Here is a 12,410-nt window from a genome sequence, read left to right on the forward strand (position 1 = left end):
TTTCGCGGATAGGCCGTAGGGTCTTGGTACGCCCAGCCCCGGAGGCCGTTTGATAGGCCAGCCTCATCACGAGAGAATCTCGGAGTACTCGGGAGCTTAAACGGACGGAAGCTTACCGCTCGACGGGCTCAACTGCTCCGCCAATTCGACCACGAGCGAGATATTGCAATTGTCCTACGGGTCGTGCTCACTCCGCAGACCGGCAATGGCTGCTCTCAGTCACCGAGGAGAGGGGACTCCCCTAATTCTCTGCTCCTCTGACCTCGACACTCATTCAGCAGTCGAGGTCGGGAACTCTCGCCCTTTCCGGAAACGCCAGATCTCCCCAGAATGCGAGAGGTTCATCATTGGCATCGCCGCCTTGCCCCACGATACGGGAGTTCATCGAAAGCGAAAGACCGACATCCCGCCCTAAGCAACCTTTGAGCGAGCGAGCCGAGCCAATGTGTGGAATCGTCTCTTGTGCAGGAGAGCCTCCAAAGACACCGATGCAAAGTGTCCGCAGGCCCGACATTCTAGGGTGTGCAGCCGATCTTACCGGCAATCGACATGGTCGCCCGCCCAGCGCGACGGAAGTTCCTGTGAAACGGGGGGCCTCGATCGAGGGGCCCCTTCGTCTGCGTGCGGGCACCGGTAGTCCGCTGCTGTGCCTCGGGGAGGGACTGCAGCTATGTGTCCGCCCAAACTCGATTTAGGATCCTGGCTGCGATGGCAGACTTGTCTTGCGGCAGGAAGCGCCCGTAATGATTCGCGATCATCTCCGGTGTGTCCTGGATCGCGTAACTTGCCTGCTCGTATGACCCGCAGCAGTTCCCTGATCCGGTTGCGGCCGTGCTCATGCATAGCGTCGCAGGCTGCGTACCAGTCGGCCTTGGCCGTGGCGATATCGGCGGCAGAGATCAGGCCGGGAATGGGCTCGAGATTGGTGGCGAGAGCAGGCGTCTGTCGCAGCCATCCTGTTTCAGCTTTTACGAGAGAGAGGGCGATCACGAGCATGTCGACCTCCCATTGCGTGAAAAAGCCGCGTCGGCGTTCTCGCCAACCGAGATACCAATCCCACACCGCCGGAAAGACGAGCATCGCAAAGGTGAGGCGTTTTGCTGTGGCGCCGAATCCGGCGACGTCACCCTTGGGGTCGGCTGTTAGAGCGCCGAACATAAGGGCGAAATGTTCGACCTTCTGCGAAGCCGTCTCGGCATTCCAGACGCCATTCCGACGCAAGCCGGCCGCGGTCAACGTGGAGGTCTTGAAACGCAAGAGCTCTAACATCTCGCGACGGAGTCGAGCGGGCGCTTCGGTGAGCGCGCTGCGGCGAGCACGGTCAACAGTAGAAGTCCTTTCCCCAGCGGCCTCCAAGCCGAGATCAGTGAACCGCAGGGCGTAGCGCTGCTTTGCAGCGGCTGATTGATACCGTCGATATTCGGTGCTGCCGCTGATGATGACTCGTCGGACCCAGGTGAGGATCTCCTGCTGCTCGTCCGGGGCACGACGCGCAAAATCAGCGGGTAGGTGCCACGCGAGACGGCGTCGCTCGTATTGCGGGAGAGGGACCATGCCGAGCTGTGTCACCTTCGCGCTTTGGTTAGGTAACTTGGCGGCGAAGTAGCCTTGCGGCAGCACATAGCGACGCTCGATGGCGGCTAGAGCTGAGAAGCTCGCAGCGGTAGCAGGCTTCGATGCACCTCGATACCAGTGCGCCAAGGTATTGAGCGAGGGAGGAGCGCTCGAAGAGGCCAAGGCCGCATGCAAGCGGCGGATGCTCTCCCTATGCCTTGCCATATGCAGGCGAAGCGCCGCATCGAACGTTTCCGGCTCGGCCCAGACCGTCCATAGTGGCGCAGGGGACGCCGGCGGCGAAGTTCGCCTCTCATGCGCTGATGTCTGACTCTGCAGTGAAGATTGGCCTCGTCCGATGGCTTGGCAAGGTGCATATGTGGCAAGATAAGCGATCAGATTGTCGAGGTTCTTGCCCCAAGTCGCTTCGCTCTCCCCGGAGAGAAGGTTCGCTCGGCCCCGTGCCGCGCGCGCGGGCCCCTCGACAAGGAGGCGCGATTTGACACGCCGGATGGCAGCTAGGCACGCGGCTTCGATCGCTTGGAAGTCGGCCGGCGTCAGCCCTGCCGACTTGACGCGCCGCCGCACGCGCCCTGGCTCGCTAAGGGCTGCCAAAACGAATTCGTCGGCGAGCAGATGGCGCCGCTGTCGTTCGATATGCCGCAGGACCTTTGTCAGTGTGTAGTAGATCTCTTCAATCGATTTTGTCGTTAGTCTCTTTGCATGTGGAGGGCGTGTGTCAGTCACCGATCTCGACGACGGAGCCGCTTGCTGCGCCCGCAGTTTCGGCATGCGAAGTCCTTGGCGCTGAGCTGCTTCGGCCACGATCAACAACAACGATGCGTGCTTCGAGATGTACGAGGCCGGCGCGTGGATCGCGCTGCACAGCTCTTTTAAATTGACGATCGGTTCAGTTGTCAGCTTACGGCGAGGTATCGGCTGAGTTTTAACAATCGCGATGAGAGCAGCCTTGCGTGCATCCAAGTCGCTGTAACGTGTATTGTCTGTCCGATCGCCGAGCCAATGCTCGAAATCGCGCAAAGTCTGGAATGATATATCCTTCAGCGTAGCCGGTGAGTGTCTGGAAGAATAGGGAGAAATGCCGTCATCAATAAAGCGCAAGAAATTGCGCAGGCGCCCAACATCCCCGATTACGGTCCCTTGATCTAATCCGGTCGCGATCTCCCAATAAGCGACAAGCAACTCCTCAGCGATCTGGCGGAAAGGCCTGTCGGCCCACTCTACCAATCTCAAAATCTGAGGTTGCCCTTTTCCTTCCACAGGCATGTGCCGGAAGCTCAGGGTGGCACGGATCGCCGCCCGCTCCGTCTCCACGTCCAGAGCGAGATGTGGCGAGTTCGTGGGCCGCCCCGTGACGACTTCACCTACTACCCCAGCACAATCCGGTTTCTGCGGCGGGTCAAACGCGTCAGGCATCGAGATAGGCCGACTGAAGTTCTGCGATTGCCATCGAAATAAGAGATCTGTGCTCAGAAATGTGGTCGAGATATATCATCGTCGTCTCGATGGAAGCGTGACCTAATCGCTATTTTACTTCTCGCAGTGGATCGAAGAAGTAAGTGCGATGTCCTCTTGATCCTAGTTCACGCTCAATAATCTCCTGCTTCACTTGACTCTTGATCAGCATTGACAACGTGACGATCGCGTAAGTGTGGCGCAGACAGTGCGGCGAGCAGTGAATACCTCTCGCGGCAAGTTTAGAGCTGGCCTTTGCGAAATCCTTCCCCCAGCGATGGTAGGAGAGTGGATCGCCATTCTCGGCGAGCCATAGAGGCGCGTCGGTCCGCTCAATCAAAGTTTGTTCGCCGGTCCTCGCGTCGACTTCCTCCTTGAGATAAGTGCTCTCCAGTCGCACCAAGCCGCGCCGGACCCTATCGATGAGCGAGTCGACCGCTATGGCGCGCTCTTGCACGACATAGTGCGTGACGCGCTTTACCGCTTGAATTGGCCAGTAGATCGTCCGTTGCTTGTTTCCCTTTCCGACGATCACCCCCTCGAGGTAATTGCGACCTCGGTGCCGTGGGTGATCGGGGTTGGGGACCTGAGAGACTTTGAGGCTGGCGAGCTCCGCTACTCGGACCCCCGTCCCAGCACAGACGGAGCAACCGGCCTGCATCCGCTGGCTTGTGGCTTCACCGAGAAACAGGCGGAATTCGGAGGGCGATAATGCTCGCACCGGCGGCGCCGAGATGCCGCGCTCCTTCAAATCTGATGGCTCGAAGCCGATACCGTCGATATAGCCCTTTCGTTCGGCATAGCGGAGAAAGGGATACCAATGGTCGACCCACTGGTTCCAAGTGCCCTTGGTGATGGTGGGCCGATCCGTGCCTCGGAAAGCGCGGTGCATGAGATTCATATGCGCCAGCTCGGTGCAATCTTGCCAGCGCAGGTTGCGTCCGTCGAACCATCGAATGATGGCCTTCAGTGCGCTAGATCGCGTCATGCGGGTGTGGGGAGACGGCGTTTTTAGCCCTTGCTCGATTTGCCATCCATTGACTTCTTCTAGATAAGCCCCGTTGTCGTCGTAGAGGAATTGGATTCCTGCAATGTTGTTTAAGCCAGCGAGTCGCTCCGTGGTCGTGACCCGTTCACAGCAATCTGGATCCAAGGCTTGATGAAGCAGCTCTTGAACGCACCCAGGCGCGATGCTGACACCTTCGACCACCTTGCCTCCCGGCCGGTTCGTGCGGACTGTCTCGAAGATCGAAGGCAGTCTAGAGTCCTGAAGTGAAACAAAAGTTAGCTTCATCTCATGAGCGAAATGGATTCGAAGGAAACGAGGGGGCAGCCGACCAAGCCCGGATTCTACGTTGAGCTGATAGATCCGCTGGAGGGGTGTATAAGCGGGGAGGGCGCCGGCAAATCGACGCTGGCGCGCGCGCTGGCTGCGCGGCTCGGAGACGCCGGCTTCCCGACGCGGACGACGCGTGAGCCCGGCGGCTCGCCCAAGGCCGAGGCCATTCGCGAGATGATCCTGGCCGGGCAAGCCAAGGACTACGGCGCCTTTGCGGAGGCCCTGATGTTCTCGGCCGCGCGGATCGACCATATCGACAGCCTGATCCGCCCTGCGCTGGAAGGCGGCGAATGGGTGATCTGCGATCGCTTCATCGATTCCACGCGGGTCTATCAGGGCGTGCTGGGCAAGATCGATCCGATTCTGCTGGCCGAACTCGAATCCGTGACCATCGCCGGGCTGATGCCGGATCTCACCCTGATCCTCGATCTCGATCCCGAAATCGGCCTTGCCCGCGCCGCAAAACGTCGTCGTCCGGGGGAGGCGGTCGATCGCTTCGAGGGCGAGACGCTGGCCTTCCATCGCAATCTGCGCCAAGCCTATCGCGACATTGCCGCCCGCGAGCCGCAGCGCTGCGTCGTGCTCGATGCGACGCTGCCGCCCGAGGCGCTCGCCGAAGCGGCATGGAAGGCGGTGGGCGAGCGCCTTCAGATCAGACCGGAAGCGTGATGCGAGAGACCAGCGACGAACCCGACCGGCTGCCGACCGCGCCGCATCCGCGCGAGACGTTGAGCCTGATCGGCCACGAGGCGCAGGAGCGAGCCTTCCTCGACGCCGTCACGTCCGGCAGGATGCATCACGCCTGGCTGCTCGGCGGGCCGGAAGGCATCGGCAAGGCGAGCTTCGCCTATCGCGCGGCGCGCTTCATGCTCGCCGCTGGCGATCCGAGGACGCGGGCGGCGCAGAAAACCGATCTCGCCATGCCCGAAGGCGACCCCGCCTCGCGGCGCATCATGGCGCAGTCGCATCCCGATCTGCATCTGCTGCGGCGGCTGCCGAAGCCGGACGGCAAGAGCTACACCAGCAACATTCCCGTCGATGCGGTGCGGCGCGTGATCGATCGCTTCGGTGCGAGCGCCGCCGAAGGTGGCTGGCGCGTCTGCATCGTCGATTCCGCCGAGGATATGGAGCGCTCCGCCGCCAATGCACTGCTGAAGTTGCTGGAGGAGCCGCCGCCGCGGGCGCTGTTCCTGATCGTCGCCCATGCGCCGGGGAGGATGCTGCCGACGATCCGCTCTCGCTGTCGCCTTTTGACCTTCGCCCCGCTCGATGAGGCCGGTGTGATCGAGGCCGGAAGCCTGGCGCTCGCGCGCATGGAGGCGCCGTTCGACGCCTCCGCATTGCGCCGCGCCGCGGGCCTCGCCGAAGGCTCTGTGCGGCGGGCGCTGACCTATGTCGATCCGGAGACGCTCGCTCTGGTCGAAGCGGTGAGGGCGCGTCTCGACGCGTTGCCGCATGTCGATACCCCGGCGTTGCTGGCCCTGGCCGAGGATGTCGCCGGCAAGGCCGGCGAGCGCGATTTCGCGGTGATGATCGAGACGGTGCAGGGCTGGATCTCCGATCATCTCCACGCGCATGCTGCAGCGCAACCGGCGCGCCTTGCACCACTTGCCGAGGTATGGGAAAAGCTGGGACAGCAGGCGCGAGAGGTCGAGACCTACAATCTCGACCGTCGACCGCTGGTGATGACGATGTTTCATGATCTGTCGGCTGCGGTTTCCCGCTCGCGCGCAGCGTGAAGCGAAGCTCTCGGACAGACGATGGCAACCGCCCCGAAATTCTACCTGACGACCGCGATCCATTACACCAACGGGCCGCCGCATATCGGCCACGCCTATGAGATGGTGGCGGCGGACGCGATCGCGCGCTTCAAGCGGCTCGACGGCTTCGACGTCTTCGCCATGACCGGCACGGACGAGCACGGCCAGAAGGTTCAGCGTACGGCGGCCCAGAACGGCCTGTCGGCGAAGGAGTTCGTCGACAAGATCGCGGCGCGCTTCCAAGAGATGGAGCAGCGCCTCGGCTGTTCCTTCGACCGCTTCATCCGCACCACCGACCCCGACCACGAGGTCTCGACCGACGAGCTCTGGCGGCGGATGGAAGCCCATGGCGACATCTATCTCGCCAAGTATTCCGGCTGGTATTCCGTGCGCGACGAGGCCTTCTACGGCGAGGAGGAGACCACCCTCCAGCCCGACGGCACGCGGCTGGGAGGGCAGGGCACTCCGGTCGAATGGGTCGAGGAGGAGAGTTATTTCTTCCGGCTCGCCAAGTACCAGGACGCGCTGCTCAAGCTCTACGAGGATGTGCCGGACTTCGTCTCGCCCGAGACACGGCGCAATGAGGTCGTCTCCTTCGTCAAGGGCGGGCTCGAGGACCTGTCGATCAGCCGCACGACCTTCGACTGGGGCCTGCCGGTTCCGGGCGACCCGAAGCACGTCATGTATGTCTGGGTCGACGCGCTCAACAACTACCTGACCGGAACGGGCTTTCCCGATCCGGCGAGCCCGCGCGCGCATTACTGGCCGGCCGATGTCCACATCATCGGCAAGGACATCGTGCGCTTCCACACGGTCTACTGGCCTGCTTTTCTGATGTCGGCGGGGCTGCCGCTGCCGAAGCGTGTCTTCGGTCACGGATTCCTGCTGAACAAGGGCACGAAGATGTCGAAGTCGCTCGGCAACGTCGTCGACCCCTTCGACCTCGCCGCGACCTATGGCGTCGACCAGCTGCGCTATTTCTTCCTGCGCGACGTCTCCTTCGGCCAGGACGGCAATTACAGCCACGATGCCATCGTCGGGCGGATCAATGCCGATCTCGCCAATGATCTCGGCAATCTGGCGCAGCGCTCGCTGTCGATGATCGCCAAGAACTGCGAGGGCAGGGTGCCGCATTGCGGGGCGCTGACCGAGGCGGACGAGGCGATGCTCGCCATGGCCGACGGCGCGCTCGCCAGGGCGCGGACCGCGATGCTCGACTATGCCCTGCATAACCTGCTGGCCGATCTCTGGGCTGTTGTCGCAGAGGCGAACCGCTACTTCGCCGCCAACGAGCCCTGGCGCCTGACCAAGACCGATCCGGCGCGCCGCGACACCGTGCTCTACGTCACGATCGAGGTGATCCGGCAGGTCGCAATACTGGTGCAGCCGGTAATGCCGGAGGCGGCGGGCAAGCTGCTCGATCTGCTCGGTGTGCCCGCCGATGCGCGCAATTTCGCTGTCCTGGGCGAGGCCGGCCGTCTGGTCAGCGGCACGCCGCTGCCGGCGCCGAGCGCCGTATTTCCGCGCTACGTCGAGCCCGAGGACGGTCAGGCCGCGTGATGGTCATCGACACACACTGTCATCTCGATTTCCCGGACTTCGCCGCGGAACTGCCGGCCTATGTCGCGCGGGCCGAAGCCGCAGGCGTCAGCCGGATGGTCACGATCTCGACCCGCGTCGCGCGTTTCGCGGATTATGCCGCGATCGCGGAACGCTTCCCGTCGGTCTGGTTCTCGGTCGGGACGCATCCGCACAATGCGCATGAGGAACTCGACGTCACAGCCGAACGGCTGGCGGAGCTGTCGCGCCATCCGCGCTGCGTCGCCATCGGTGAGGCGGGGCTCGACTATCACTACGATTCCAGCCCGCGTGATGCACAGGGGCAGGGACTGCGAACCCACATCGCCGCCGCCCGGATGACGCAGCTTCCGCTCGTCATCCACGCCCGCGAGGCGGATGACGACATGATCGCGATCCTGCGGGAGGAAACCGGGAAGGGCGCCTTCCCGGCCATCCTGCATTGCTTCACGGCCGGCGAGGCGCTCGCCATGGCCGGCGTCGAACTGGGCTTCTACGTGTCCTTCTCCGGCATCCTGACCTTCAAGACCTCGGAGAACCTCCGCCGTATCGCGCGGATGGTGCCGCGCGAGCGCCTGCTGGTCGAGACGGACGCCCCGTATCTGGCCCCCGTTCCGTTCAGGGGCAAGCGCAACGAGCCGGCCTATGTCGTTGAAACGGCGAAGGTTCTGGCGGATGCGATCGGTGTGTCCTTCGACGAGGCCGCACGGATCACCAGCGAGAACGCCCGGCACTGCTACTGGAAGATGGACCACGCCGCGCCGGTCGCGCAGGTCGCCTGATCCGCGCCATGACGCTGACGGCTACGATCCTCGGCTGCGGTTCCTCGGGCGGCGTGCCAAGGCCGGGGTCCGGCTGGGGCGCATGCGACCCGAGCAATCCAAAGAACCGCCGGCGGCGCTGCTCGATCCTGCTGACGCGCTCGGGGCCGGACGGCGCCACACGCGTTCTGGTCGATACCTCTCCGGATCTGCGCGAACAGCTGCTGTCCGCCGAGGTGGAGGCGCTCGACGGCGTGCTGATGACGCATGACCATGCCGACCACCTCCATGGCATCGACGATCTGCGCGCGCTCGTCCTGCATATGCGCCAGCGCATCCGCATCTATGCCGACACGACGACGCAGGCCTCGCTGCGCTCACGCTTCGGCTATCTCTTCGAGACCCCAGCAGGCAGCTATTACCCGCCGATCCTGGATGTCGATCAGATCACGGCTGGCCGCAGCCAGACCATCGATGGCGCCGGCGGGCCGATCGAGGCGCTGCCATTCCGGGTCGAGCACGGGCCGAACTACGAGGCGCTCGGCTTCCGTTTCGGCTCCCTGGCATATCTGCCGGATGTCAGCCTGATCCCGCCAGCGGCGTTGGAGACCATGGCCGGCCTCGATGTCCTCATCCTGGACTGCCTGCGCGAGACGCCGCATCCGAGCCATTTCCATCTGGCGCAGTCGCTCGCCGCGATCGCCGAACTGAAGCCGCGGCGCGCAATCCTGACCAATCTCCATGTCGATCTGGATTATGCCAGACTTACCAGTCGCTTGGCGGACAATATCACAGTGGCGTTTGATGGAATGACGCTGACGATTGCCGGGTAAGGCACCAGTTTCGACACCCAAGACTGTTCCATAATATGTCTTATGCGAATCGCTTGTGTCGAAAGCAGATTCCATTTCCAGGTGCGGCTTGTGGGAGAAATCCGCGAGTTACGCCGCGAGTGCTTTTGGACGGCCGTCGCCTATCGGCATTTCGATCCGCACGAACGCCGCCGGATCTCCCCTGCATGCCAAGAAGCTGTCGGTTGACGCGAGCGCGCGTGAGCTTGGTCCAGTCGACGCCGTTGATGGAGCAGATCATCGAGGCGCCGGCGCCGCTTCCGGCAGGAGCACGGCTAGCAATCCAGCCACTGCAGCGACTTCGTGGAGAGCCGCAGCGAGACGTCGGTGCCGACCCCGAAAACCGTACGGCCCGACTGAAAGGGCATATCGACCGAGACTTCCGTAGCACCGACGAGGACGCCGTAGCGCATGCTGGAGCCCAGAAACTCGCAGCGGGCGATCCTGGCCGGCAAGGACAGAGCATCGCCTGCGCCCGTCCCCGGAAGCTCCAGCGCGGCATGTTGCGGGCGGAACAGCAGCTTGGCATGGTCCGGCACCGATGCCTCGCCGGCCACCGGAAATGCGATCCCACCTTCGAGCTCGAAGCGCTGCGCGTCACCGCTGCCGACGATCTTGCCGGCGAGGATGTTCGCTGTGCCGAGGAAGTTCGCGACGAACAGATTTGCCGGGCGCTCATAGAGCTCCATCGGGGTGCCGACCTGCTGGACGATACCGTCGTTCATCACGGCGATGCGGTCGCAGATGGTATTGGCCTCCTCCTGGTCATGGGTGACGAAGATCGTCGTCAACCCGAGCCGTTGCTGCAGGTCGCGCAACTCGCGGCGCACCTGCACGCGCATCTTCGCGTCGAGATTGGAGAGCGGCTCGTCGAGGAGCAGCACCTTCGGCTCCACGGCGATGGTGCGCGCCACGGCGACGCGCTGCTGCTGCCCTCCCGACAACTGCGAAGGCCTCCGACCGGCCAGGTGCGAGAGCCCCACCAAGCTGAGCGCAGCCTCGACCCGCCGCTCGATCTCGGCCTTGGGAACGCCCCTTTCCTCCAGCCCGAAGGCGACATTGGCGCGCACCGTCATATGCGGCCAGAGCGCATAGGACTGAAAGACCATGCCGACATCGCGCTTCCAGGGCGGAAGTGATGAAATATCCCTGCCGCCGATGACGACGCGACCGGTATCGGCCTGGTTGAAGCCGGCGATCAACCTGAGCAGCGTGGTTTTGCCGCAGCCTGACGGCCCGAGGAAGGCGAAGAATTCACCCGGCCGGATCGCCAGGCTCACATCCTTCAGCACATGGTTGTCGCCATAGGAGAGGTTGACGCTCTCGATATCGACGGAGACGGCGGGCGTGGCGATCGCGGATGCGGTCATGGTCAATGGCCCTGCCCTCTGGCCTTCTGGCTGCGTTCGATGATGAGATGCGACAGGAAGGTGCAGAGCGCCACGAGCAGGACGGCCACCACGCCGAGCGCCGCACCGGGCCCCCTGCCCGCCGCCGACTGCATGAAGACGTAGAGCCCATAGGCCAGCGGAGCGTCGGAGTTGGATTGCACCAGCATCAGCGTCGCCGAAAGCTCGACCGCCGCGGTCGAGAAGCTGGTGACGAAGCCCGCCAGGATGCCGCCCGTCATCAGGGGCACGACGATCCGGCGGACGGTTCGCGCCTTGGTCGCCCCGAGATTCTCCGCCGCTTCCTCGAGCGAGGCCGAGATCTGCTGCAGCGCCGCGTAGCAGGCGCGCAGGGCATAGGGCAGCCTCCGTATCGCCAGCGCGAGCACGATGGTGACCCAGAGCGCCGCGAGCGGCGTACCGTCCGGCAAGGTGATGCCGTAGAATGTCCGCAGATAGCCGATGCCGAGCACGACGCCGGGAATGGCGAGCGCCGCGGAGGCAGCCCAGTCAAGCCATTCGCGGCCGATCAGCTTGGTCCGCAGCACGAGATAGGCGATGGCGACGCCGATCACCACGTCGATCGCGCCGGCGAGCGTCGCATAGATCAGGGTGTTCTTGATGTAGAGGGAGCTTTCGCCGAAGACGCGGGCATAATGGGCGGTCGTGAAGCCATCGGGCAGCGGCGAGAATGACCAGACCGTCGCGAAGGACAGAACCAGAAGGCCGAGATGCGGGGCCAGCACCAGCCCCAGGATCAGGATGACGATGCCATAGCCGAGCACGGCTTCGCCCCGCGTCATCCTGCGCTTCGTCAGGCCGCCGCCGCCGCGCTGCGTGGTTGCGTAGTCGCGCCCTTTCAGCGCCAGCGCCGACAGCCACATCGCGATCACCGATGCGACGATCAGCACGACGGAGATCACGTAACCCATCGGATCGGCGATACCGATCGAGGTGACGCGCAGATAGGCCTGCGGGGCCAGCATATCCTTGACGTTGAGCAGCAGCGGCGTGGCGAGATCGTCGAAGACCTTGACGAAGACCAGCGAGGCGCCGGCGAGATAGCCCGGCAGCGCCAGCGGGAAGACGATGCGGCGGAACAGCCGAAAACCCGAACATCCAAGGTTCTGCGCCGCCTCCTCCATGGCCCGATCGATATTGCGCAGCGCCGCGGAGAGATTGATCAGGATGAAGGGAAAATAATGGACGGACTGGACGAAGATGACGCCGTTCAGCCCCTCCATGAACCCGATCTTGAAGCCGAACCAATCGTCGAGCAGCAGGTTGATCGAGCCGTTCCGCCCGAAGAAGAGCTGCATCGCCACCGCTCCGACGAAGGGTGGCATGATCAGCGGAAGGAAGCCGAGCGTCTGGATCAAGACCGCGCCGCGAAAGACGAAGCGCGTGGTCAGATAGGCGAGCGGCAGCGCAAAGGCCGAGGCCCATGCCACCGACATGGCCGAGACATAGAACGAGTTCCACAGCGAGCGAATGAACAGCTCCGTGCGGACGAAATCGTAGAAGTTGATGAGCGTGAACCCGCCGGAGCCCTTTTCGGTAAAGGCGACGTAGAGCACCGTCGCCACCGGCAGGACGAGGAACAGCAGCAGGAAGATCGCGATGGCGAGCGCCAGCACGATCTGGCCGGGCGTGGCCGATAGCCTGCTTGCGCGGAGGGAGGCAGCGACTGGGACGGCGGTCAT

9 protein-coding genes are annotated in these 12,410 nt (G+C 63.5%); 5 read left to right on the forward strand and 4 right to left on the reverse strand.

The genetic code is table 11. The annotated features are described in order from the left end of the window. Window positions 1-534: 534 nt before the first annotated feature. Window positions 535-2,991 (reverse strand): hypothetical protein, encoded by a 2,457-nt coding sequence (locus AB4Z10_RS11045; RefSeq protein ID WP_441470447.1) that lies wholly within the window; start codon window positions 2,989-2,991, stop codon window positions 535-537. Window positions 2,992-3,100: 109 nt separating this feature from the next. After that, window positions 3,101-4,240 (reverse strand): tyrosine-type recombinase/integrase, encoded by a 1,140-nt coding sequence (locus tag AB4Z10_RS11050; RefSeq protein WP_441470448.1) that lies wholly within the window; start codon window positions 4,238-4,240, stop codon window positions 3,101-3,103. A gap of 87 nt (window positions 4,241-4,327) precedes the next feature. On the opposite strand from AB4Z10_RS11050, the gene tmk reads away from it, so the two are divergent. The 5 genes from tmk to AB4Z10_RS11075 are packed head-to-tail and all read left to right on the forward strand — an operon-like array spanning window position 4,328 to window position 9,301. After that, window positions 4,328-5,038 carry a dTMP kinase gene (gene tmk / locus AB4Z10_RS11055; RefSeq protein ID WP_441470449.1) on the forward strand — a complete coding sequence of 237 codons (711 nt, stop codon included), beginning with the start codon at window positions 4,328-4,330 and terminating at the stop codon, window positions 5,036-5,038. Beyond that, window positions 5,038-6,108 carry a DNA polymerase III subunit delta' gene (locus AB4Z10_RS11060; RefSeq protein ID WP_441470450.1) on the forward strand — a complete coding sequence of 357 codons (1,071 nt, stop codon included), beginning with the start codon at window positions 5,038-5,040 and terminating at the stop codon, window positions 6,106-6,108. The genes tmk and AB4Z10_RS11060 overlap by 1 nt, the downstream gene beginning before the upstream one ends. 21 nt (window positions 6,109-6,129) lie before the next feature. Further along, entirely contained in the window at window positions 6,130-7,689 is a 1,560-nt protein-coding gene (gene metG / locus AB4Z10_RS11065; protein WP_441470451.1) for a methionine--tRNA ligase, read from the forward strand. Then, window positions 7,689-8,489 carry a TatD family hydrolase gene (locus tag AB4Z10_RS11070; protein ID WP_441470452.1) on the forward strand — a complete coding sequence of 267 codons (801 nt, stop codon included), beginning with the start codon at window positions 7,689-7,691 and terminating at the stop codon, window positions 8,487-8,489. The genes metG and AB4Z10_RS11070 overlap by 1 nt, the downstream gene beginning before the upstream one ends. Before the next feature lie 8 nt (window positions 8,490-8,497). Next, window positions 8,498-9,301, forward strand: coding sequence for an MBL fold metallo-hydrolase (locus AB4Z10_RS11075; protein WP_441470453.1), 804 nt, complete (start codon window positions 8,498-8,500; stop codon window positions 9,299-9,301). 293 nt (window positions 9,302-9,594) lie between these two features. Here the strand turns inward: AB4Z10_RS11075 and AB4Z10_RS11080 are convergent, their stop codons facing one another. Together AB4Z10_RS11080 and AB4Z10_RS11085 are read right to left on the reverse strand one after the other, a co-directional pair. Next, window positions 9,595-10,689 (reverse strand): ABC transporter ATP-binding protein, encoded by a 1,095-nt coding sequence (locus tag AB4Z10_RS11080; protein WP_441470454.1) that lies wholly within the window; start codon window positions 10,687-10,689, stop codon window positions 9,595-9,597. A 2-nt stretch (window positions 10,690-10,691) separates the two neighbouring features. Then, a complete protein-coding gene (locus AB4Z10_RS11085; RefSeq protein WP_441470455.1) occupies window positions 10,692-12,410 on the reverse strand; it encodes an ABC transporter permease in 1,719 nt (572 codons plus the stop codon).

The organism is Allobosea sp. RAF48, from assembly GCF_052114025.1.
Classification (GTDB): domain Bacteria; phylum Pseudomonadota; class Alphaproteobacteria; order Rhizobiales; family Beijerinckiaceae; genus Allobosea.